Below are 21,771 nucleotides of genomic sequence, written 5' to 3'. Positions count from 1 at the left end.
CCTGGTCACCGCTGAAGATTGTGCATACTAAAGGAGATCACCGTGGGATTGCTTGAGAACATCTCGACGCCTAAAGATCTAGATCGTCTTTCGGAGAGCGAGATGCATCAGCTGGCGCAGGAAATTCGTAGTTTCCTCGTGCAGCATGTGGCGCAGACCGGTGGTCACTTGGGACCAAACTTGGGCGTGGTTGAACTGACCCTCGGTATTCACCGCGTATTCGATTCGCCACACGACTCCATCATTTTTGATACAGGACATCAGTCCTACGTACATAAGATTTTGACCGGTCGCCACAATTTTGAGACTCTACGTCAAAAAGGCGGACTGGCAGGTTACCCCGACCGTGCAGAATCAGAGCATGACATCGTGGAGTCTTCTCATGCGTCGTCGTCGCTGAGCTGGGCTGATGGTATTTCTCGTGCCCACCAGTATAACGGGGAGGACGACCGCTATACTGTCGCGGTGATTGGCGATGGCGCACTAACCGGCGGTATGGCGTGGGAAGCAGTGAATAATATTGCTGCTGACCGCCAGCGCAAAGTAGTGATTGTGGTGAACGATAATGGTCGTTCCTATGCTCCTACGGTGGGTGGTTTTGCCAACCATATGGCTGAGCTTCAGCAAGAACTACAGAATCGTCTGGATCAGGTTCGCCTGGATCGCCGCTACGATAAGACTCTCGATGTGATGCGCCAGAAGCTACAGAAGTCTGGTCCTGTGGGCGAGATGGTTTACCGCGGTCTGCACGGTATGAAAGCGGGACTCAAAGATATCGTGGTGCCCAACGGTCTCTTCGAAGATTTGGGCATGAAATATGTAGGACCGATTGATGGCCATGACCAAGATGCCGTGGAAACCGCGCTGACAGCTGCAAAGAACTTTGGTGGCCCCGTTATTGTGCATGCGATTACCGAAAAGGGCCGGGGTTATGCTCCTGCACGGGCACATGAGGACGACCAGTTCCACGCGGTGGGTATTATCGACCCCGAAACCGGTCAACCTCTTGCTTCAAAGGGTGGGCAGTCTTGGACTGGCGTTTTCTCGTCAGAGATTAAGAATATTGCCGACGAGCGTGAAGATATCGTGGGCATTACCGGCGCTATGTTGATTCCTGTGGGGCTCAAACCCATGCAACAGGCTTACCCCAACCGTGTAATCGACGTGGGAATCGCCGAGCAACATGCCATCGCCATGAGCGCAGGTCTTGCTTTTGGCGGACTGCATCCGGTGATTGCCCTTTACGCTACCTTCTTGAATCGCGGATTTGACCAGCTATTAATGGACGTTGCGCTACACGGTGCTGGAGTGACCATCGTTCTCGACCGCTCGGGTGTCACAGGTCCTGATGGTCCTTCTCATCATGGTATGTGGGATCTTGCTCTTTTGCAGTTCATCCCCGGTTTGCATCTGGCAGCTCCGCGTGATGCTGCGACTTTGCGGGAAGAGCTGCGGGAGGCAGTAGCTATTAACGATGCTCCCACCGTTATCCGCTACCCTAAGGGCGATGTCGGCGATGACATCTCTGCTATCCACCGCATGGACGACGGCGTGGACGTACTGAGGCAATCCGGCGATTCAGATAGCTCCAGCGGGCAGCTGGACGTACTGCTGGTTGCTGTGGGCGCGATGGTGCCCCTGGCGTTGAGTGTTTCCGAATCCCTGGAACAGCAGGGGGTATCGAGCACGGTGATTGATCCTCGCTGGGTCATCCCCGTGCCGGGGTCGGTTGTCAGCGCAGCACGCGACCACCGAATCGTTGTGGTACTAGAAGACGGCGTCAAGGCGGGGGGAGTTGGCTCCCGAATCCGTCAGGAGATGCGTTCGCACGGTGTTGATACCGCTTTAAACGAAGTGGGATTGCCCTCTGAATTTATTCCCCATGCTTCACGCAGTGAAATTTTTGATGAAGTTGGGCTCACCACCGAGAAAATTACCGGAGATATTATGGCTCAGCTTTCAGGGGAAATGGTTCCTTACGCTCGTGGTAAGGGAATTAAGCCCAAGCACGCTCGTTGATAGCTACCTCTGCATTGAATATTGAGTTATAAATAAAACCGCTTGAATATGAATAGGTTCAAGCGGTTATTTCTGGTGTGAAGGCTAGGAGACGATGATTCGTCCGTCTTTTACCTCTACGGCGTACTCGGGCAGAGGCTCGGGGGCGGGGCCGCCCTTGACTGAGCCATCTTCAATGCTGAACTGCGACGCATGGCAGGGGCATGCGAGATTCTTATTTTGCACGTTGAGCTGGCAACCCTGGTGAGTGCACACGGAGCTGAATGCTTTGAACTTGCCTTCGCTGGGCTGAGTTACCATGACCGAGAGATCGCCCGAAGTAGCTTTGAGCGCACTGCCGACGGGAACATCTGCGGCAGCGGCAACATCGGTGGGAGCCGAAGGCTTTTTCGCCTCGGTCAGACCGCCTTCAGCGGACTTACCCGCATCTGAATCATTCGATCCGCAAGCGGTGAGGGTCACGCCCGCAACGGCTACGCCCGCTCCGCCAAGGGCTAGACGGCGGCTGAATGCGCCGGTCTCGGTTGTCTTTTCATTCTCCATGTTTGTTCCTCCCATAGGGGTGCCGCATCATTTGGGCTGAAAACCTGGTTATTCCAGATATTTTTCAAAGAGCGGCAGAAGTCTTGGTACCACTAAGTTTATCTGCCAGTTACGCGCGCCCAAAGAGCGAAGCTCGTATGACAGAGAATCTTCGCTGATTTCTTGGGGTGGTTCCCAGCAGAGACGGCGTAAAGTATCGGGCTGAAGGATGTTGTCGTGGGGAATATTAATGTCGTCTGACAACTCGTTGAGCGTTTCCTTTGCCGCCTGAATCAACGCGTGCGACGCTGGACGCTTGTGTTCCCAAGCCTTGATGGGCGGCGGACCGCTGGCAGGGGTGGTGTAGGGCACCGGTTGTTCAGCGGATTTTGCTTCATGGATAGCCCGCACCCACCGGGGCGCTTCCCGTCGCAGCGATCGCGTTTGGAAGCCTGGGATCGCCAGTATAGCTGGGACAGTGCGGGGCATTGACCGAGCTGCTTGAATTAATGAAGAATCGGGTAGTAAACGCTTGGGTGCTATATCTTTTTTCTGAGCGAGATGGTCGCGTTCAAACCAAAGATTTTTCAGCGCCGTCAACTGGCGTCTGTTACGTAACGCCTGAATTCCCTTGGTTTTGCGCCAGGGGTCGGGGGTGCTTTCTTTGGGAGGGGCTGAAGCTAGGTAGGCGAATTCCTCTAATGCTATTTCGAGTTTTCCTTGCTCCCTCAACACGTCTTCGATGGCGTCTCTGAGATTAACGAGTATTTCGACGTCGAGCGCCGCGTAGTTTAGCCATTCAGCCGGCAGAGGTCGTTTGGACCAATCCACTGCCGAGTGTTCTTTTTTTAGGCGGTAACCCAGTAGCTGTTCGACGACAGTTCCCAACCCCACGCGGTCAAAGCCAGCAAGGCGTGAACCTAGTTCTGTGTCGAAGAGAAAATCGGGGTGCATGCCTAGATCTGCGAGGCAGGGCATATCTTGCGTGGCGGCGTGGAGAACCCACTCGACGCCGCGTAATGCCTCGTTAATGAGAGAGAGGTCTTCAAATGCTTCGGGGTCAATCAGGATGATTCCTGAGTCTCCCCGTTTGAGTTGTACCAGGAAGGCTCGCTGACCGTAGCGGATTCCCGAAGCACGTTCAGTGTCCACTGCCACAGAACCTTCGGCGTTTTTGAGAACCTGCGCAGCATTGCGCAAACCGCGTTCTGTACTGATGACCGCAGGGATGCCATCGGCTGGTCGATTGAGGAGGACGATGTCAGGAATAGCGAATTCGCCTAGCCCAAGTTGCTCGCACGTGGGAGCAACAGATTCAGACTGCCCACTCATACGAGACCCACCCATCCGTTTGATCCTCAAAAATAGCTCTTCCGATTGCCGAGGTTTTGATTCTTGGCACAGAATTCTATTCTACGACTGCCGTTGCATTTTTGGGCGGAAGATGACTTTAACGCTGAACACCTCTGGCGCCCTCGTTAAGGCGGAGGCGTCAGAGGTGATGGATTTTTTCTCACGTGAGCTTACTTTTGCGGCTCAAAGGTGAGACAGATGGAGTTGATGCAGTACCGCTGATCGGTGGGAGTATCGTATCCCTCGCCTTCAAAGACATGACCTAGGTGAGAATCGCAGGCGGCGCAACGGACTTCAATCCGTTTCATGCCCAAAGAGTAGTCTTCGAGGTAGCGCACGCTGTCAGAGGCTGCGGGGTCAAAGAAGGAGGGCCAACCACAGTGGGAGTCGAATTTTTCAGTAGAGCGGAAAAGCTCGGCGTCACAGGCGCGGCACTTATAGACACCTTCTGTTTTGTTATCTAGGTGCTCACCGGTAAAGGGACGCTCGGTCCCTCCTTCGCGAAGTACGGCAAATTCCTGGGGGTTTAGAACTTCTCGCCAGTCTTTGACGACTTTACCCACGCCAGGTTTGAACTCAGACATAAGTGTATCTCCTTCAGTTGCAATGCCTATGTTCTCACTATAACCGGTCAAGACACACCGGTATTCCTTCCAGGAAAAGGGCAAACTTTTTTCAGTTTGAACGGCTATAGTTCACAGTGAAACTGGTGAGAACGAAGAAAGTCGTTGCAAACAGCCGTGAACAAAGCACAGACAAAAGACCGCACTCTGAATTCACCCTGGACCCCAGCAACTATCGGAGCCGCAGTCGGAGCCGGATCTGCAACAGTCGGTCTGCTGAGCGCAGCGGCTGTCTCAACCTATTTTGCTCGCAAGGTGGTGGTTCCTCCCAAACGGCCGGTGGAAGATTTGCGCCTTATCTCGGTGGGTTATGACTCCATCGAGTTGACGAGCCACCAGCAGCCCTCAAGCGTGCGTTTGCCAGCAACCGAAGCAACTCTTGCTCCCGGCGAGTACGGTCTATTTTTTAACGGTGGTCAAGGATTCGCTGTAGTGGGTGAAATTACTGCCTATTCCCCCCAAGAACAGACGGTCACGCGCAAGATTATCAATGTAGTTTCCGGTGATCTGGCGACGGCGCAGAGAGGTCGACTTTCCGGTGTTGTTTCGCGTACCCCCGAGGCGGCAGGGTATAGCTGTGAAGATATTTCACTGGAACTGGCGGTGGGCTCGGCCCCTGCCTGGTTAGTCCATCCCGATGCACGGCTTCCAGAGTCCGAATTCTCGCCAGATGTATCTCCGACAGTACAAACAGGTTCAAGAACTTGGGCAATCATGGTGCATGGGATGGGTGCCACCCGCGCAGAAACCTTACGGGCATTGGAAACAACACAGGCGCTTGGCATGACGTCGCTGCACATGTCGTATCGCAATGATCGTGAGGCACCGCCGTCGGTAGATAACCGCTACGGTCTAGGTTTTACCGAATGGGCAGATGTAGATATAGCCATCGACTACGCGCGGGAACACGGTGCGCAGGATGTAGTTCTCTTTGGTTGGTCAATGGGCGGTGCGATTTGCCTCCAGACCATGAGGCGCGCCCGCAATCGCCGTCTTATCCGAGCGATGGTTCTAGATGGACCGGCAGCGGATTGGCTTGATTTGATGCAGTATCATACGCGAATCAATAAAATTCCGCTCCGCCTTGGTGCACTGGGAGTCTCGATGATTTCGCAACCTGCCCTCAACATCTTTACCGGTCTGCAAGAGCCCATCGAAATGGATACTCTCTCATGGACCAAACATGCGGGGGACATCACCGTACCCACATTGATTCTGCATTCAATGGATGACGCGTTTGTGCCCGTTTATAGCTCGCAGAAGCTGGCGGAGCGTTCACCTCTGGTAGATTTTGTCCCCTTCGAAGGAGCAACCCATACGCGCGAGTGGAATGTTGATCCTCGCCGCTGGTTTGATGCAGTTACCTCCTGGTTACCTGCGCATCTCAGCTAAGCGGCTATATCCGCATACTTTCCTTGGGCAAGAGCGAGCAAATCATCGGGAGTTAACTCGATGTCTAGTCCTCTCTTGCCCCCGGAAACCAAAATAGTGGGAAAGAGCTGGGCAGTTTCATCGAGCACAGTAACGTGAGGTGTTTTTTGACCTAGAGGAGAAATCCCTCCCACTACATAACCGCTCCGTTTCTCTGCGACTGAAGGCTCTGCCATGGTGGCTGACTTCCACCCCAGAGCAGCCGCTGCAGCTTTGAGGCTGAGTTTGCCTGCTACCGGGACTACACACACCGCATACTCTTTTTCATGGTGAATCATAAGGGTTTTGAAAACTTGATCTTCCGAGCGGCCCAGGGCAGCGGCGGCTTCTAATCCAAAGGCCTTTTCGCCGTCTTGATGTGAATATTCGCGCACCTCATAGGTAACGCCTGCTTCTTCCAGTACTTGCAGTGCCGCAGTTGCGGCGGCGCCTTTTTTCTTTTTCTTAGCCATGGTGCTCTCCTCATCAAAGGTTTCTGCTTCTAATGTACCGAGAGGAGAGCAACAAGAAAAATGTAAAGGCTAAGGCAACCTCTAGCCCGAAATAGAGGAAACACTCGCGGTGTTCACTAGACTGAGATATCAAGACAGTCACACTGCTGATGAATAGCACGTGTGAAATTTGTACCGGCTAGAAAGCACACTCGTGGTTACTTTTGAACATCTCACCGAACGACGTCCGCAGGTTTCACCTGAAGAATTGCTCGCAGGGTTCCGCCCCTCTGAACGATTTGGTGAGGTGTCGTTTGAGACCTATCGACCAGATCCACAGCAACCTTCTCAGTCCGCTGCCGTTGAGGCTTTGAAAAAGTTTGCGGCAAGCATGGGGCAGAGCCCACAGGGTTCGGGCGGCTTCTTCTCCAAACTTTTTGGTGGCGGAAGCAAAAATCCAGCGGCTGCGCAGGGTATGTATTTGGACGGCGGGTTCGGCGTCGGTAAAACTCACCTTCTGGCGTCCCTATGGCATGCTGCGGATGGCCCCAAAGCCTTCGGTACCTTTGTGGAATACACCAATCTGGTAGGCGCCATGGGATTCCGCAATACGGTTGATGCACTGAGCAAATACAAGCTGGTCTGTATTGATGAATTTGAACTCGACGACCCCGGCGACACCGTTTTGATGTCCCGCCTAATGCGAGAGCTTTCCGACGCAGGAGTGCGCTTGGTGGCAACCTCAAACACCTTGCCCGGCGCACTGGGCGAGGGCCGTTTTGCCGCCCAGGATTTCAAGCGAGAAATTCAGGTATTAGCGGATCAATTCGATGTATTGCGCGTTGACGGTGAAGACTACCGTCACCGCGGTCTAGAAAAAGCTCCCAACCCGGTTGTCCCAGGCACCGAGGAAGCAACTGTAGAAGAAAAATTCCCCGCTAACTCCCGCATTGCAGTAGATAATTTTGCCAACGTCGTGGAACACCTTTCCCAGGTTCACCCCTCTCGCTACCGCCAGCTCGTTGCTGACTTGGACGGTATTTGCTGGAAGAACGTTGAGCCTATTACCCGACAGGATATTGCCCTCCGCTTTGTTGTCCTTGCTGACCGGCTCTATGACCGTGATCTTCCTATCGTTTCCTCAGGCGTTCCGTTTGACCAGGTCTTTACCGAAGAGATGATGGCTGGGGGATACCAAAAGAAGTATTTCCGTGCGGTATCCAGACTCACCGCACTGGCACGCGAGGCAGCAACGGGCGAACGCGCGTAAATAAAAAGAGCATCCCTGTGAGATACTCCATATAAAATGGTGGGGGCTCACAGGGGTGTTTGGATCTTCCGGTGCGGCTGAAATCCCTGATTTTCTGCGGTTTTTTGAGAGGTGTTGTGTCGATTTGGCAGCGGGGGATAAACTGTGTAAAGTATTTATCTGTCAGGTCAGCGAGTTGAAGAACTCCAAGTGACCATCCTGAAAAGGTGACATATGCGGTTGTAGCTCAGTTGGTAGAGCACCACCTTGCCAAGGTGGATGTCGCGAGTTCGAGTCTCGTCAACCGCTCGCATGCTGTTTCTAGTAAGAAGCACAGGCCCTGGCTTCATGCAAGGCACGGTGAGGTGGTCGAGTGGTTAGGCAGCGGCCTGCAAAGCCGTGTACGCGGGTTCAAATCCCGTCCTCACCTCGCAGACAATATTTTCATATTGTTTATGCGCGATTGGCGCAGCGGTAGCGCGCTTCCCTGACACGGAAGAGGTCACTGGTTCGATCCCAGTATCGCGCACAAACTAAACCCAGCTGAATTTTTCAGCTGGGTTTTGTGTTTAACACTAAGAGTTCTAAAAGTGACTGCCCAATCCTGCGCACCCTGCGAGGTGAACTTATCAGTGTGTTGCATATCGCAGCGAGATCCCCTTAGAATCATCCTTTTCAATTTGCAGGGTTTTAAAAAGCTGTGTATAGTATTTCTTCGTTGCGCGGTTGTAGCTCAGTTGGTAGAGCACCACCTTGCCAAGGTGGATGTCGCGAGTTCGAGTCTCGTCAACCGCTCCAAAGAAGGGCTTCCGAACCATCGGAAGCCCTTTATTTTTATCCCAGAATACTGGAGCAGAACTCTTCAGACACGTAGATTTCTAACCCCGCCCGCACGTGCGAGCAGAAGTGAAGGTGCAATATGACATCACCACGGCTAGCCTCAAACACCGACTTCGGTCGAATGTACGCACGCATTGTGGGGGGAGAGCTGGAAGTTCCTTCTATTACCACGGTAATCAGCCAGCAGGCTATGGATCTGGGCGGCTGGCACGGATACATGGCTGCTAAAGCGGCTCTAGAGGATCACCGGTCCTATCGGGCGTCGTCCTCTCCCGGTCTAAAATTTGCGATCATCCGGGATGCAGCCAATGCCAGTGAACGATTTAGGGACGACGCCGCTGCGCGTGGCGACCGCGTTCATAACTACGCAGAAAATGTTGCGTTGCGGGCAATGGGTGAGCCCCATGAAGCTGACGAAATGCGTGAAATTCTGGTGAGCCTTGGCGAACAAGCCTACGCAGACCGCTTTGACGAATGGTGGGATCAGTTTCGACCCACTCCACTAGCCACCGAAGTGACCATCTGGAACGACACTGTGGGTTATGCAGGAACGCTTGATTTGGTTGCGGAAATTGCCGGACACACCTGCATTATTGATTACAAAACTAAAGGAACAGATCGCAAAGGGCGAGTAAAGTCGCTAGATCACAAAGTAGTGATGCAGCTTGTTGCCGGGTTGAAGGCTGAGAAATCTCTGGTCGATGCAGAGGCCGGGCAATGGGAAGACTGGAAACACGGACAAGCTCCTATCCTGATGGGTGTTGCCCTCGGCGAGACCGAGGTCGTGGCGCAACAAGCTAACCCGAGAGTTCTGGAAAATAACTGGTATAAGTTCTGTGCTCTCAAGCGGGTGTGGGACTATAACAAGACTTTGGCTGAAGAAGAGTGTGAAGTGCTGATGCCGGTGATCCCTCCTCCTCTCAATGAGGCCGAGCCGTCTTTAGACGAAAAGAAAGCCTAATTTCTCTACACTGGTAAGAGAAAAACCTCCAAATGTTTTCCCTGCACGAAAGAAGATTCATGGCGATTTTGACCGTACGGACCGTGGGCGATCCCGTTCTGCGCAGTGATTGTGAAGAAATCACTGTTTTTGACGACGATTTGAAGAAATTGATTGCCGACATGCTAGAGACCATGTATGAGGTCAACGGCGTGGGACTGGCGGGACCGCAAATCGGAATCAATAAGAAAATTTTTACATTCGGAAATATTGATGGTCGAGAAGGCTACATCATTAACCCTGTACTGGAGACCGGCGATGAAGACCAAGAAGGCGGCGAAGGTTGCCTCTCGGTTCCCGGTATTTCCTCCGATACCCCACGAAAAAATTGGGCGAGAGTCACCGGGGTAGACGCCGACAACAAGCCCCTTGTGCTTGAAGGTGAGGGTCTTTTTGCCCGTATGCTCCAGCATGAGACGGATCATCTATACGGCACCCTCTTTATCGACCGTTTGGTGGGCGAAGAACGTAAAGAAGCTATGCGTGCTATCCGCAAGGCAGATTTTGAAAATGTGTCTGCGGCTGTGCACAGCGAGCGCGCGAGTGCAGTTTCTTCTGCATTTGGGGCGGGCGTTGTGCCTTCTGGGTCTGCATTTGGAGGGGGAAAACGCTGATGGCATTTAAGGTTCTATTTGCAGGCACTCCTGATCTTGCCGTTGAAACTCTCAACGCTCTGATGGAAACCGACCATGAAGTGGTGGGTGTTCTGACTCGTGAGGATGCTCCTCAGGGTCGCAAACGCGTTCTTACTCCCTCAGCTGTAGCGCAGCGCGGCGAAGAGCTTGAGCTGCCAGTTATTAAGGCTAATCAGTGGTCGAAAGAGGTTGCTGAAGAAGTTAAGAAACTTCAGGCAGATATTGCTGCTGTAGTGGCGTTTGGTGCTATTTTGCCGCCGTCGGCTTTGGATTTATTGCCTCACGGCTGGATTAACCTGCATTTCTCATCGTTGCCTCAATGGCGCGGTGCGGCACCGGTGCAGCGTGCTCTGATGGCGGGGGAGAGCGAAATTTTTTCGAATGTTTTTCGGATTGAGCGCGGACTCGATACTGGTCCCGTTTTTCGCGAAGAATCAACCGGTGTTGGTCCTACTGACACCGCAGGTGAGATTCTGCTGCGTCTTGCCCGCAGCGGTGGCTCGCTCTTGAACGAGGCCTTTGCCGATATTGAGGCAGGAGGTGAAGGGATACCGCAGAGCGGCGACCCTACCCATGCTGCCAAGCTGTCATTGGACGATGGACGCCTGGATTGGAATCTGCCGAAAGCCGACATTTTAGCGCGCTATCGGGGAGTGACCCCCGAACCTGGCGCCTGGTGTACTTTCAACGATGCCCGCTTCAAAGTGGGGGAGCTCGCTCTCTCCGATGCTACACCTGCCGGTCCTGTGGGAACCGTGCACCTGGTGAATAAGAAGCCTGTGGTGACCGTAAGCGATGGCACGGTGGAACTCATCAAGGTGCAACCTGCAGGTAAAAAAATGATGAACGCAGCTGACTGGGCACGAGGTCTAGGATTTGCAGTAGCAGAGCAGAAAGTAGTGTTGTCATGAGCCAATCAAACTTCGGCGGGCGTCGTTCAGGCGGCCAATCGGTCGGAGCCGCAGGACACAACCGTGCGGGGCAGGGGCGAAGCGGAGCTAACCGTCGCGATGACCGCAACGATAGCTTCAATCCAGCCGGCGCGGGACGTACCAAACGCGGTGGCGGCGGAGAAACCCGACGGAACGATAAGGGGCGAGAACGCAACCGTAAGGCGCAGTTCTCCCGTGAGTTCTCCGAGTCGGCACCTTCGGCTCGCCGTCGTTCTAGCGATCCCGCCCGTTTGACTGCATATCAGGTGATTAACGCTGTGGTCATGGACGATTCCTACGCCAACCTAGTGCTCCCCAAGACTATTCGGGCAAATCATCTAGACCACCGCGACGCCGGATTCGCTACCGAACTTTGCTACGGTACGTTACGCCACCAGGGCACCTATGATGTGATTTTGGCGCACTGCGTAGACCGCCCTCTAGAGAAGACCGGCAAGCAGATTATGACGGCGCTGCGCATGGGTGCTCATCAGATTCTCTCGATGCGCGTTCCCTCCCACGCGGCGTTGAACTCCACTGTGGCGCTGGCACGCGCGGAGATTGGTTCTGGCCCGGCAGGGTTTATCAACGCAGTGTTGCGTCGAGTCTCTGAGCGATCTCCCGAAGAATGGCAGGACATCATTCAGGCGGATGCCAAGGACGAATACACTCGTTTAGCGCTGTCCAAGTCCCACCCTGCCTGGGTAGTTCGCGCCTTCCGGCAGGCGCTGGCGGCTCATGGTCGTAACCCTGAAGAAATCGGTGCTCTATTGGACGCCGATAATGCCGCTCCTGTGGTGAACTTGGTGGCTTTACCTGGTTTAGGTTCTTTGGATGAGGCACTTGATAAAGGCGCTGAAGAGGGTACCTTGGTGCAAGGCTCTGCGTTGTACTCATCGGGTGATTTGGGTCGCCTAGAATCTGTGCGTGAGGGAACAGTGCGTGCCCAGGATGCCGGATCTCAGTTGGTCGCGCGTGCACTAGCGGATGCGCCTTTGGAGGGCACTGACCGTGCATGGCTTGATCTGTGTGCAGGACCCGGTGGTAAAGCAGCACTGTTGGGTGCGCTCGGCGCTGACCGTGGTGCTCAATTGCTCGCTAATGAGTCAGCAAAACACAGGGCAAAGCTGGTTGAATCCTCCCTCAAGCCGTTGACCCAGGGTAGCTATAAGGTTGTGACCGGCGATGGTCGGAAGATTTCTAGTACGGTAGAAAAACAGTCGCTGTTGCCATCGGGCATGCACCCCGGTCAGCTCTTTGACCGCGTCATGGTAGATGTACCCTGTTCAGGTCTGGGCGCGTTGCGGCGTCGTCCCGAGGCACGGTGGCGTAAAACCCCGCGCGATATCGCCGAGTTGCTCACCTTGCAAAAAGAGCTTTTTGATGCTGCGGCAGCGCAGACTCGCCCCGGGGGTTTGATTGCGTATGTTACTTGCTCACCCCACATGGCAGAGACCCAGAACATTGTGCTGGATATTCTCAAATCCGGTGAGGTTGAACTTCTTGATTCGGCAGCAGCACTGCGCAACGCGGCGTTGAAAGATTCTGCAGGTAATTCTGTACTGGCAGGGGAGCTAGACCCAGCGCATGTGCTCGATGAGAGGCATCCATCGCAGACTACAGCCCAGCTGTGGCCGCATATTCACGGTACGGATGCTATGTTCTTTGCACTGTTCCAGAAGAAATAAATCCATATATACTCAAGCCTCTCAGTTTATGCTGGGAGGCTTTTGCAATAGAGTGGAATAGTAGCTACTGACCCACTGAAGTGTGAAGGCGGAATGACCATGAGTTGCCATATCAACCCCTCTATTTTAAGTGCTGATTTTGCTAACCTGCAGGCTGAACTAGAGGCGATTAGCACCGCTGATGCCGCTCATATTGACGTGATGGACAACCACTTTGTTCCCAACCTCACCTGGGGTCCGCCGGTGGTTAAGCGACTACGCGAGGTCTCACCTGTTCCTTTTGACGTTCATCTGATGATTGAGGACGTCGACCGCTGGGCACCACAGTACGCAGAAATTGGATGCGAGTCGGTGACTTTCCATGCGGAGGCTGCGATTGCTCCCATCAAGCTAGCCCGTACTTTGCGCGAGGCAGGAGCTAAGGCGGGGATGGCGCTTCGCCCCGCCACGCCCGTCGAACCGTATTTGGATATGCTGAGTGAGCTCGACATGCTGCTGATTATGACCGTTGAACCCGGTTTTGGCGGCCAGAAGTTCCTTGATGTTACTCTGCCTAAAATCCGCCGTGCTGCCGCAGCACTGAAGGATTCGCCCACTCCACTTGCTATCCAAGTGGACGGCGGAATCACCGAAGAAACTATTGTTCGCGCTGCTGAGGCGGGCGCAAACGTTTTCGTGGCTGGTTCATCGGTCTATGGTGCTGAGGATCCCTCAGCCGCTATTGCGGCATTGCGCCAGGCTGCAGAGCACCCCCACTCCTAGTTCTGCCCAGGATAAAGTTTGATCGAGCAACCAATCGTTCCGCGAATGCTCTGACTAAGCTAAGATAAAAAATTTCCCCTCATGAAGAAAGGCAACACCGTGCACCAGCGCCCCATCAAACGTGCCGCCCATACGCCGCTGGGGCATGCATGGGAGTCTTTCGAGAAGGGACGGCGGCTCTTTGAACTGCAAGATTTCCCCGGTGCTATCGCAGTCTTCGAATCTTCCCTCAAACAATTCCGCGCCGTCCTAGAATCAGAGGGCGAAGCCATGGCGGCCTCAGCTATAGCTGCAGCCTATGGTAATAACGGCATGCACGAATTTGCGATGCCTTTTGCCGAAGAAGCCTTGGATGCTTTCATCCGACTGGGGCATGCTGAGCAGGTTGCTGAACAACGTCAGAACCTTGGGTCGCTCTATATGTCTTGTGACCGCGCCGAGCAAGCAAGGCAGTCATTCGCTCAGGCAGCAGAAGACTTCATTTCACTCAAAAATTGGGAGAGAGCCGGCGATAACGCACTTTTGGCCGCTAACCTCAATGCAAGAGACAACCAATTTGGATCTGCCCGCACCCTCTTTTTACAGGCACTGGATAATTTCAGCAAAGTTGAATCGGGAGCTTCAGAACATTCTCGTGCAACGGGGCTCATGCAGCTTGCTTACCTGGAAAAAGTCGAAAAAAATATGGACGCCGCGCGTCTGCTCTACGCTGAAGCTCTTGAAGCGTTCCAGGCAATGAACAGCCCCTGGGAAATCGGTTCGTGTTTAGAGGGCTTAGCAGCGGTGGAATTTGAAGCCGACGCCCTTGATTCGGCTGTGTTGCACGCCAAAGCAGCCCTCGATACATTCCAGCAAAACGGTTTCCGAAGAGATGCATTGCGAGCCAAGGTGAACTACCGAGCGGTCAAATTAGCCCAGGAACGAGCCAACCGTCTGGCCGCGCCGTCCTCCTCGGAGGAATCTGCCGGAAGTCACCTTCCCGCAAAGCCTTTCCCAGATGAGCGCCCCTGACAAGGCCTGCCAAAAGTACACCTACTTGGGGCAAATAAATCTCTGTGCCATAATCAAAGAACAACTAAAAATCGTGCTCCGGGACCCGGTGAAATTCCGAACCGGCGGTGATAGTCCGCTAACTTACGCGCAAGCGTGAGCCTGCTAGGTGAAATTCCTAGACCGACAGTACAGTCTGGATGGAAGGTAGCACGAACAAAACGTTCTAAGAACCCGCCCCGGCACCAGCCGGAGGAGTTCTTTGAGTGCCGATTTGGGCTCCTACGGGCGTCCACGCATGAAAACGCTTTGTTCTCCCCGGAGCCTCCGCGAAAGGGAAACAATGGAATTTCTGCGGTGGCTCTTCGACGCTCAGTGGCAGATTGGCGATCAATCACTGTTGGTGCGCGAAGTCCTCGGAAATGTATTCGGTCTAGCCAGCGCGCTAGGTGGTATGAGACGTAAAGTGTGGGCGTGGCCAGTAGGAATCGCCGGGAATGCGCTTCTTTTCACCGTCTTTTTGGGCTCTGTTTTTGGGTCCCCCCACGCCATCAATATGCTCGGTCAAGCGGGCAGGCAAATCATGTTTATTGCCGTTTCAATCTGGGGCTGGTACCGGTGGAAGGCTTCAAAGAATCAAGGCGGCTCTGCCGTCGTTCCCCACTGGGCTAGCGGCAAAGAACGTCTGTTTCTCATCTTAGCAATGATAGCGGGCACCGGTCTTTTAACACCTGTTTTCCGAGCACTCGGTTCTTACGAGCCCGTGTGGTCAGACGCATGGATTTTCATGGGGTCATTGCTGGCGACCTACGGCATGGCGCGAGGCTGGGTCGAATTCTGGCTCATTTGGGTAGCCGTAGATTTGGTGGGTGTACCTTTGCTGTGGTCTGCCGGTTACTATGCGACCGCGCTGATGTACGTGTTCTACGGAATCTTTACGTTGACCGGCTTCTTCGTTTGGTGGCGTACTCGAAACCGAGAAATGGCGCGCGTTGAAGTAGAGACTAATTTTCCTGACCCCACTGTCAATACCGTAGAAGCATCCCATGAACGCTAAGCTCTTGCATTTACCCAAGCACGGAACTTATTTGAGTGAAAACTCAGCTATGAGCCTGGCTTTAGAAGCGGCATCCCAGGGGGTGCGCGGGGCAAACCCACTAGTGGGCGCTGTTATATGCGACGCCGAGGGGCGGTTCCTCACCGCAGGATGGCACCGCGGAGCAGGCACCGCACATGCAGAAGCCGATGCCCTGGCTAACGCCCGTGACCGGGGAATCGACGTGACCGGTGCGCACTTGTTTGTGACACTAGAACCTTGCAACCACACCGGTAGAACCGGTCCCTGCTCCCACGCTATTGCAGATGCTGGTATTGCATCGGTGACGTTTTCAGAAGCAGACAGAACCAGCCAAGCCTCAGGCGGGGCACAGTATCTTGCATCCCGTGGAGTGAACGTTGAATCGGGGTTGCTGAGTACAGCAGCGCAGAAACTAAACCGCCGATGGTTTGACACGACATCCTCCGCTCGCCCCTGGGTAAGCGCAAAAATCGCTTCAACTCTTGACGGCTATATTGCGGCAGCAGATGGCAGCAGCCAATGGATTACGGGAGCTGAGGCGCGATTAGACGGCCATTCAATTCGTGCTCGTGTTGATGCCATCGTGGTGGGAACTCAGACGTTCTTTGATGACCAGCCCCGTCTGACCGCCAGAGATGCACAAGGGAACAACCTGCCCCATCAGCCACTGCGCGTGGTGATGGGGGAGCGGAAGCTGGATGATAAGACCGCCGATGGGCAACCAGAAAACTTTCTGCATATAGCGACTCGGAACCCGCGCGTCGTGCTGGCCGAACTGCAACGACGCGGCGTCAAGCACCTGTTGATTGAAGGTGGACCCACCATTATTTCGGCCTTTTTAGACGCTGATGCGGTGGACGAAATCTTTTGGTATCAAGCCCCCAAAATTCTAGGTACAGGCAAGAGCGCCATTCCCGATTTGGGCATTGAGACTCTGGCGCAGGTGCGCCGCTGGGAACTGGATGATTTAGGTATGACTCCGGCGCTCACTCGCTTGGGGGATGACCTCCGAGTGCATCTAGCGCCGGGTGCTCACTAAGTATTTGAAAGAAGAGAAAACTATGTTTACAGGTATCATCGGAGCCGTTGGCTCAGTAGAAAAAATCGAACCCGCTGTGAACTCTGTCGGGGACCAAGAATCTGCGGTGATTACTATTCAAGCAGGTGAGATTGTCGACGATCTGGAACACGGTGGATCGCTGGCAGTCAACGGAGTGTGCCTCACCGCTACACGCACGGAGAACGTGCAGCCGGGCATCTTCGTCGCTGACGTGATGGGTGAAACGCTCGCACGCACCAACTTAGGGAAGATGCAACCTGGTACTCGCGTAAATTTGGAACGCTGCATGCCAGCGGGCGGCAGGTTTGATGGCCACGTAGTGCAGGGACATGTGGACGGGGTAGGCACTGTGGCTGCCGTCACTGAGCATGAAAGCTGGCGAACGATTCGCTTTGATATTCCTACCCGCTTAGCTGCTCACCTGACTGAAAAAGGTTCTATTGCTGTCAACGGTACTTCGCTTACAGTCACCGCCGTTTCCCCAGCCTCCGCCGATCATAGCTGGTTTGAAGTCGGCCTCATTCCAGCTACCCTCGAAGCTACTGTTTTAGGGGAAATGCAGGTAGGTGACACGGTCAACCTTGAAACCGATGCGCTCGCCAAATACGTTCAGCGCCTCCTGGAATTCTCTACTTCTACCGCCGGAATCACCGTTCAACCTGAACTTGCCGAGCAGTACCAGAATCGTATCCATCTCAATACGGTGAACGAAGCGGTGGACGCGATTGCCAACGGTCGCGCTGTGGTTGTAGTGGACGATGAGAACCGCGAGAACGAAGGCGATATTATCTTCGCCGCAGAACATGCTACTTCCGAGCTCATGGGATTCACCATCCGCTATACGTCCGGGGTAATTTGCACGCCATTGCCCGGTGCGCGCGCCGATAAGCTGAATCTTCCTCCAATGCTTGCCCACAACCAGGACCCCAAGGGAACCGCATACACCGTTTCCTGTGATGCGGCAGATGGAATTTCCACCGGGATTTCTGCTGCAGACCGGGCACTGACCGCGCGTATCTTAGCTGATGCACAGTCTGGAGCGGCGTCATTGACCCGCCCCGGGCATATCTTCCCCTTACGTGCTGTGGACGGCGGCGTCAACGAACGCCCCGGACACACTGAAGCTGCAGTGGAACTGTGTACCCTAGCAGGGCTATCGGGTGTAGGCGTCATCGCCGAATTAGTTCATGACGATGGGTCGATGATGCGATTTGATGCTCTGCGAACTTTCGCCACCGAACATAACCTGCCTATGATTTCGATTGAAGATTTAGCGCAGTATGTTCAGGGGAATCGATGAACGAATACCAACAAACGCGAAAGATTGAGCAGCCGGATTCGAAAGAGCTGACCCCTGTAGTTAAGCCCCGCCTGATAGCGCAGAGCCCCGCAGTCTGCGTTCCTACAGCGCACGGTCACTTTAAGATGATGGCATGGCAGTTTGCCGACGGCAGCGAGCATCTTTCCCTCCAAGCAGTTGATGCAGAGGGAAACCCTAGAACTGTTTCTAGAGATAAAAACGATGCGCGATCATTCGGTCCCGCCGTTCGTATTCATTCAGAATGTGCCACCGGTGATATCTTCGGGTCTTTTCGCTGCGACTGCGGTGCGCAGCTAGCTCAAGGTCTTCGCATCATTCAAGAACGAGGCGGTTACCTGATTTACGTCCGGCAACATGAAGGACGAGGGATAGGTCTAGTAAATAAGCTCCGCGCCTATAGTCTGCAGAGTGAGGGTCTTGATACCGTCGATGCCAACCTTGCTCAAGGACTCGCAGCAGACCAACGAGACTACCGGCAGACTGCCGTGATTCTCCGAGCGTTGGGACTGGACACTATTCAGCTCATCAGCAATAATCCCGCTAAGAAACAAGCACTTTTAGAATTGGGAATCAGAATCAGCGGTTTGATCTCTGATGAAATTGAACCCCGCCCCGAAAACCATACCTACTTAGAAACTAAACGTGAGCGGATGAACCATTTGCTCACTCCATCCCACCATCAGAAGGACACACCATGAGCGGCGCAGGCGCAGCACCCACCACCTTGAATCCAGAAACCATGAAAGATTTAAAAGTTGCCATTATTGCGGCGTCTTGGCATACCACCGTGATGGATGGTTTAGTTGCCGGTGGACAGCGCGCAACTGCCGATGCCGGTATCAAGAACCCCACGCTGGTACGTGTCCCAGGCACTTTCGAACTCTCAGTGGCAGCAGCTCAGCTAGCAGAATCACACGACGCCGTTGTGGCTCTAGGCGTGGTAATTCGCGGCGGAACTCCACACTTTGATTATGTATGCCAATCAGCAACACAAGGCCTCACTCAGGTATCAGTCAACTCCAAAACTCCTGTGGGCTTTGGAGTGCTGACATGCGACAATGAGCAACAAGCGCTAGAGCGCGCCGGACTGGAAGGCTCCTCAGAAGATAAGGGATATGAAGCAACCGCAGCTGCTCTAGAGACTGCCTTACTTTTGAAAAACCTATCCTAATTGCGGACGGCGGTTCATGTGGGCTGAAAAGTTCGCTCAAAGTACGGGTCGATAAAGATTGTTAACAACGAGTTGCCTAGTATGGTCAATTCAATGACCACCCAACACCGAATCTACGACTTTATGATTCTCGTGGGGGACTCCTTGATTCGCAGTGGTGCGAGCTCGGCGTCCACCACGAGAACTCTTCTTGCCATTGCCCAGGCTGAAGGCAAACAGAACGTTACGGTGAGCGTGACTCTGGGGCAGCTTTCGGTCAGTGACACAGATGGAATCGACGGCATACCTTATACCGATATGCACGAAATAGCCCCAGGCGTTCTTAATATCGGATGGCGAAGCACCACAGAAGAAATAGTCGCTGATTACTTACTCAAGCGGCTGACTCTTGAAGAGGCCCATCAGGAGCTGGAGCGCAGAATCGACCGTCAGTCTGAGCCTTCCAACCTAGCGGTTACTCTGGGGTTTGGAATTTTGGGCGGAGGCTTTAGCCTGCTTCTGAATGCACAGACTTTGACCATGGTGGGCGCTGCTATTACTGCCCTCTTTGTATCCATCAGCTTCAACACGTTGGATCGATCTCGCGTACCTGGAATTTTTAGGTATGCGTTGGCCGGTTTTATCGCTGTTTTTATTGCAACTATCTATTGCCTTATTACTTCAGCTGATTCTGTGGCTGTTTGCATCGTTTCAGCTCTTGCGGGGCAGCTTGCTGGAATTGCTGTCTACGGAGCAACTCAGGATGCCATGATGGGCTGGTACCTTTCAGCTACTGGACGTATGGTTGAGGCAACTATGTCCACAGCCGGCCTGGTCTCCGGTGTGGCTGTATGCATGGGATTGATGAATCATTTCTTGAACGAAGATTTCACTTACTTGCAACCACTCAGTTCAGAGACCACCCCGCTGCTGAAGCAAATGGTGGGCGCGGCGCTGGTTACCGCTGGCTTTTCTTTGGCAAGCGGTGGGAGGAATTTGCGCCTGCTCATACTGGGCGTTTTAGGATTGGGTGCCACGCTGTTGCACTTCGTCATTGGCAATGTTTTGCCCTTTAGCCCTTTCACCGCTACCACCGTGGCATCGATTTGTGTGGGGGCAGTAGGAGTACTTATCTCCAAACAAATCCATCTCACTTCCAACGCCATTATGATGCTGGCTCTTCTGCCGCTGATTCCGGGGATGATGCTTTACCAGGGCATGCTGGGCTCGCTGTACAACGAGCCGGATTCTTTCAGCATCCTTAAAGAAGCACTGGTCCTTTTCTACTGTCTCTCAGTGGGCGGAACTACAGGTCAGATGATTGTCTCTGAATCCATGTGGGCTATTCGTAAACGGCAATTTACCCACAGATACCCGGGAAAAGTGTTCAACAAAATCATGGTGGAAGAGCGAAATGCCCAAGACGTTATTTTGCCCGTCTTTAGCAGACCGTTTAGCCGTTCTATTCATAAATAAGAAAAATTCCAGTGTTTTGCATCTGAGAAAAATGCGGGGTTTCCTTTAATCGAGAGCTCTTCATCACATACAGTAGAAGAGTGAAAACATTTGATTCGCTTTTTGCAGAGCTCACCGATAAAGCCTCAGAACGCCCCGAAGGTTCAGGTACCGTTGCCGAACTGGATTCCGGCGTGCACGGGATTGGCAAGAAGATTGTAGAAGAAGCTGCAGAAGTATGGATGGCTGCAGAATTTCAATCCGACGCCGAATTCGCAGAGGAAGCCTCGCAACTGATTTATCATTTGCAGGTCATGATGATCGCCAAGGGACTGACTCCCGAAGATATCTATAAGTACCTCTAAATTCTAGGATTTCATCATGTTGCGTGTAGCTGTACCCAATAAAGGCGCCCTCTCTGAAGCTGCCACTCAAATGCTCAAAGAATCTGGCTATCTTCAGCGCCGTGATTCGCGCGAGTTGGTTATTGCCGATGCCGAGAACGACGTCGAGTTCTTCTACCTTCGCCCCCGCGATATCGCAGTGTATGTGGGTAAAGGAACGCTCGACGTCGGCATCACCGGTCGCGATTTATTGCAGGATTCTGAAGCACCTGCCCAAGAGGTGATGGGGTTAGATTTTGCGCGTTCAACTTTTCACTTCGCTGGTCCAAAAGGTAAATTCACTTCAATCGAGCAGCTCAACGGCAAACGGATTGCAACCTCTTATTCCAAGCTGGTGCGTCGTTATCTGCAGAAAAATAACATTGATGCCGCAGTGACTCGTTTGGATGGCGCCATCGAATCCTCCATCCGACTGGGAGTAGCCGACGCCATCGCCGACGTCGTAGAAACCGGCAATACTATGCGTGCTGCGGGGCTAGAACCCTTTGGGGAAGCTCTGATGAAGAGCGAGGCTTTGCTCATCAAACGCGCTGGTGTTGAAGATACGAGCGGATTAGATAAGTTGGCACGCCGCCTGCGTGGCGTTTTGATTGCCCGCCAGTATGTCCTGATGGACTACGACATCGAGCAGGCTTTACTGCCCCGCGCTACCGCCATTACTCCTGGGCTCGAAGCGCCTACCATTTCGCCGCTGGAACGCGACGGCTGGGTGGCTGTTCGCTCCATGGTTCTGCGAACTGCCGTCAACAAAATTATGGACGATCTCTACGAGATTGGCGCTCGCGCTATCTTGGTCTCGCCCATTCAAGCTGCTCGACTTTAGGAGTC

The 21,771-nt window shown here is 53.6% G+C and carries 21 protein-coding genes, 4 tRNA genes and 1 riboswitch; of the genes, 21 read left to right on the top strand and 4 right to left on the bottom strand.

What is annotated here, in order from left to right:
• The first annotated feature begins 42 nt into the window (after positions 1 to 42).
• A complete protein-coding gene (dxs, locus tag A7E48_RS10280; RefSeq protein ID WP_068173063.1) occupies positions 43 to 2,019 on the top strand; it encodes a 1-deoxy-D-xylulose-5-phosphate synthase in 1,977 nt (658 codons plus the stop codon).
• An 84-nt stretch (positions 2,020 to 2,103) separates the two neighbouring features.
• Here the strand turns inward: dxs and A7E48_RS10275 are convergent, their stop codons facing one another.
• The 3 genes from A7E48_RS10275 to msrB form a co-directional block, all read right to left on the bottom strand.
• Positions 2,104 to 2,562, bottom strand: a complete 459-nt coding sequence (locus A7E48_RS10275) for a Rieske (2Fe-2S) protein (protein ID WP_068173061.1) — start codon at positions 2,560 to 2,562, stop codon at positions 2,104 to 2,106.
• A 48-nt stretch (positions 2,563 to 2,610) separates the two neighbouring features.
• Positions 2,611 to 3,873 (bottom strand): HRDC domain-containing protein, encoded by a 1,263-nt coding sequence (locus A7E48_RS10270; RefSeq protein WP_068173141.1) that lies wholly within the window; start codon positions 3,871 to 3,873, stop codon positions 2,611 to 2,613.
• Positions 3,874 to 4,064: 191 nt separating this feature from the next.
• Positions 4,065 to 4,478 (bottom strand): peptide-methionine (R)-S-oxide reductase MsrB, encoded by a 414-nt coding sequence (gene msrB / locus A7E48_RS10265; protein ID WP_068173059.1) that lies wholly within the window; start codon positions 4,476 to 4,478, stop codon positions 4,065 to 4,067.
• A 144-nt stretch (positions 4,479 to 4,622) separates the two neighbouring features.
• Between msrB and A7E48_RS10260 the strand changes: the two genes are divergently transcribed.
• The gene (locus tag A7E48_RS10260) at positions 4,623 to 5,909 is read left to right on the top strand and encodes a S9 family peptidase (protein WP_083147374.1); all 1,287 of its coding nucleotides are present in this window, start codon (positions 4,623 to 4,625) and stop codon (positions 5,907 to 5,909) included.
• Here the strand turns inward: A7E48_RS10260 and ybaK are convergent.
• Entirely contained in the window at positions 5,906 to 6,400 is a 495-nt protein-coding gene (gene ybaK / locus A7E48_RS10255; RefSeq protein ID WP_068173057.1) for a Cys-tRNA(Pro) deacylase, read from the bottom strand. The genes A7E48_RS10260 and ybaK overlap by 4 nt on opposite strands.
• A gap of 193 nt (positions 6,401 to 6,593) precedes the next feature.
• Between ybaK and zapE the strand changes: the two genes are divergently transcribed.
• The 19 genes from zapE to hisG all read left to right on the top strand — a co-directional run bounded on the left by zapE (position 6,594) and on the right by hisG (position 21,766).
• Complete coding sequence (gene zapE / locus A7E48_RS10250) at positions 6,594 to 7,649, top strand: cell division protein ZapE (protein WP_233126073.1); 1,056 nt, start codon at positions 6,594 to 6,596, stop codon at positions 7,647 to 7,649.
• A gap of 215 nt (positions 7,650 to 7,864) precedes the next feature.
• Positions 7,865 to 7,937, top strand: a tRNA-Gly gene (locus tag A7E48_RS10245).
• 50 nt (positions 7,938 to 7,987) lie between these two features.
• Positions 7,988 to 8,058 (top strand) — tRNA-Cys (locus A7E48_RS10240).
• 27 nt (positions 8,059 to 8,085) lie between these two features.
• Positions 8,086 to 8,157, top strand: a tRNA-Val gene (locus tag A7E48_RS10235).
• Between the two features lie 193 nt (positions 8,158 to 8,350).
• Positions 8,351 to 8,426, top strand: a tRNA-Gly gene (locus A7E48_RS10230).
• 121 nt (positions 8,427 to 8,547) lie between these two features.
• Complete coding sequence (locus A7E48_RS10225; RefSeq protein WP_068173053.1) at positions 8,548 to 9,429, top strand: cytochrome; 882 nt, start codon at positions 8,548 to 8,550, stop codon at positions 9,427 to 9,429.
• Between the two features lie 59 nt (positions 9,430 to 9,488).
• A complete protein-coding gene (def, locus tag A7E48_RS10220; RefSeq protein ID WP_068173050.1) occupies positions 9,489 to 10,082 on the top strand; it encodes a peptide deformylase in 594 nt (197 codons plus the stop codon).
• Complete coding sequence (gene fmt, locus A7E48_RS10215) at positions 10,082 to 11,014, top strand: methionyl-tRNA formyltransferase (protein WP_068173047.1); 933 nt, start codon at positions 10,082 to 10,084, stop codon at positions 11,012 to 11,014. The genes def and fmt overlap by 1 nt, the downstream gene beginning before the upstream one ends.
• Positions 11,011 to 12,723: an RsmB/NOP family class I SAM-dependent RNA methyltransferase gene (locus tag A7E48_RS10210; protein WP_068173044.1), complete on the top strand. Its 1,713-nt coding sequence runs from the start codon at positions 11,011 to 11,013 to the stop codon at positions 12,721 to 12,723. The genes fmt and A7E48_RS10210 overlap by 4 nt, the downstream gene beginning before the upstream one ends.
• Positions 12,724 to 12,822: 99 nt before the next feature.
• Positions 12,823 to 13,485: a ribulose-phosphate 3-epimerase gene (gene rpe / locus A7E48_RS10205; RefSeq protein WP_068173136.1), complete on the top strand. Its 663-nt coding sequence runs from the start codon at positions 12,823 to 12,825 to the stop codon at positions 13,483 to 13,485.
• An 81-nt stretch (positions 13,486 to 13,566) separates the two neighbouring features.
• Positions 13,567 to 14,496, top strand: coding sequence for a hypothetical protein (locus tag A7E48_RS10200; RefSeq protein WP_068173041.1), 930 nt, complete (start codon positions 13,567 to 13,569; stop codon positions 14,494 to 14,496).
• A 70-nt stretch (positions 14,497 to 14,566) separates the two neighbouring features.
• Positions 14,567 to 14,692: riboswitch (FMN riboswitch) on the top strand.
• Positions 14,693 to 14,818: 126 nt separating this feature from the next.
• Positions 14,819 to 15,532 carry a nicotinamide riboside transporter PnuC gene (gene pnuC / locus A7E48_RS10195; RefSeq protein ID WP_068173040.1) on the top strand — a complete coding sequence of 238 codons (714 nt, stop codon included), beginning with the start codon at positions 14,819 to 14,821 and terminating at the stop codon, positions 15,530 to 15,532.
• Positions 15,522 to 16,592 (top strand): bifunctional diaminohydroxyphosphoribosylaminopyrimidine deaminase/5-amino-6-(5-phosphoribosylamino)uracil reductase RibD, encoded by a 1,071-nt coding sequence (gene ribD, locus A7E48_RS10190; RefSeq protein ID WP_068173038.1) that lies wholly within the window; start codon positions 15,522 to 15,524, stop codon positions 16,590 to 16,592. Before pnuC ends, ribD begins: the two co-directional genes overlap by 11 nt.
• A 22-nt stretch (positions 16,593 to 16,614) precedes the next feature.
• Positions 16,615 to 17,913 carry a 3,4-dihydroxy-2-butanone-4-phosphate synthase gene (ribB, locus tag A7E48_RS10185; RefSeq protein ID WP_068173037.1) on the top strand — a complete coding sequence of 433 codons (1,299 nt, stop codon included), beginning with the start codon at positions 16,615 to 16,617 and terminating at the stop codon, positions 17,911 to 17,913.
• Positions 17,910 to 18,632, top strand: coding sequence for a GTP cyclohydrolase II (locus A7E48_RS10180; protein ID WP_083147373.1), 723 nt, complete (start codon positions 17,910 to 17,912; stop codon positions 18,630 to 18,632). The genes ribB and A7E48_RS10180 overlap by 4 nt, the downstream gene beginning before the upstream one ends.
• Complete coding sequence (gene ribH / locus A7E48_RS10175) at positions 18,629 to 19,105, top strand: 6,7-dimethyl-8-ribityllumazine synthase (RefSeq protein WP_068173035.1); 477 nt, start codon at positions 18,629 to 18,631, stop codon at positions 19,103 to 19,105. The genes A7E48_RS10180 and ribH overlap by 4 nt, the downstream gene beginning before the upstream one ends.
• A 93-nt stretch (positions 19,106 to 19,198) precedes the next feature.
• Positions 19,199 to 20,560, top strand: coding sequence for a threonine/serine exporter family protein (locus A7E48_RS10170; protein WP_158004419.1), 1,362 nt, complete (start codon positions 19,199 to 19,201; stop codon positions 20,558 to 20,560).
• 80 nt (positions 20,561 to 20,640) lie between these two features.
• Positions 20,641 to 20,904 (top strand): phosphoribosyl-ATP diphosphatase, encoded by a 264-nt coding sequence (locus A7E48_RS10165; protein ID WP_068173034.1) that lies wholly within the window; start codon positions 20,641 to 20,643, stop codon positions 20,902 to 20,904.
• Between the two features lie 16 nt (positions 20,905 to 20,920).
• Positions 20,921 to 21,766 (top strand): ATP phosphoribosyltransferase, encoded by an 846-nt coding sequence (gene hisG, locus A7E48_RS10160; protein ID WP_068173031.1) that lies wholly within the window; start codon positions 20,921 to 20,923, stop codon positions 21,764 to 21,766.
• The last annotated feature ends 5 nt before the right edge of the window (positions 21,767 to 21,771 follow it).

The organism is Rothia sp. ND6WE1A (genome assembly GCF_001683935.1).
In the GTDB taxonomy this organism is placed as follows: Bacteria; Actinomycetota; Actinomycetes; order Actinomycetales; family Micrococcaceae; genus Rothia; species Rothia amarae.
This window is presented reverse-complemented; position numbering and strand designations above follow the sequence as displayed.

Coding starts and splice junctions, on each gene's coding strand:
- pnuC (WP_068173040.1), top strand. CDS start 14,819: ATGGAATTTCTGCGGTGGCTCTTCGACGCTCAGTGGCAGATTGGCGAT.
- ribD (WP_068173038.1), top strand. CDS start 15,522: ATGAACGCTAAGCTCTTGCATTTACCCAAGCACGGAACTTATTTGAGT.
- A7E48_RS10170 (WP_158004419.1), top strand. CDS start 19,199: ATGACCACCCAACACCGAATCTACGACTTTATGATTCTCGTGGGGGAC.
- A7E48_RS10180 (WP_083147373.1), top strand. CDS start 17,910: ATGAACGAATACCAACAAACGCGAAAGATTGAGCAGCCGGATTCGAAA.
- rpe (WP_068173136.1), top strand. CDS start 12,823: ATGAGTTGCCATATCAACCCCTCTATTTTAAGTGCTGATTTTGCTAAC.
- ybaK (WP_068173057.1), bottom strand. CDS start 6,400: ATGGCTAAGAAAAAGAAAAAAGGCGCCGCCGCAACTGCGGCACTGCAA.
- ribH (WP_068173035.1), top strand. CDS start 18,629: ATGAGCGGCGCAGGCGCAGCACCCACCACCTTGAATCCAGAAACCATG.
- hisG (WP_068173031.1), top strand. CDS start 20,921: ATGTTGCGTGTAGCTGTACCCAATAAAGGCGCCCTCTCTGAAGCTGCC.
- A7E48_RS10270 (WP_068173141.1), bottom strand. CDS start 3,873: ATGAGTGGGCAGTCTGAATCTGTTGCTCCCACGTGCGAGCAACTTGGG.
- def (WP_068173050.1), top strand. CDS start 9,489: ATGGCGATTTTGACCGTACGGACCGTGGGCGATCCCGTTCTGCGCAGT.
- A7E48_RS10275 (WP_068173061.1), bottom strand. CDS start 2,562: ATGGAGAATGAAAAGACAACCGAGACCGGCGCATTCAGCCGCCGTCTA.
- ribB (WP_068173037.1), top strand. CDS start 16,615: ATGTTTACAGGTATCATCGGAGCCGTTGGCTCAGTAGAAAAAATCGAA.
- fmt (WP_068173047.1), top strand. CDS start 10,082: ATGGCATTTAAGGTTCTATTTGCAGGCACTCCTGATCTTGCCGTTGAA.
- A7E48_RS10200 (WP_068173041.1), top strand. CDS start 13,567: ATGAAGAAAGGCAACACCGTGCACCAGCGCCCCATCAAACGTGCCGCC.
- A7E48_RS10210 (WP_068173044.1), top strand. CDS start 11,011: ATGAGCCAATCAAACTTCGGCGGGCGTCGTTCAGGCGGCCAATCGGTC.
- msrB (WP_068173059.1), bottom strand. CDS start 4,478: ATGTCTGAGTTCAAACCTGGCGTGGGTAAAGTCGTCAAAGACTGGCGA.
- A7E48_RS10225 (WP_068173053.1), top strand. CDS start 8,548: ATGACATCACCACGGCTAGCCTCAAACACCGACTTCGGTCGAATGTAC.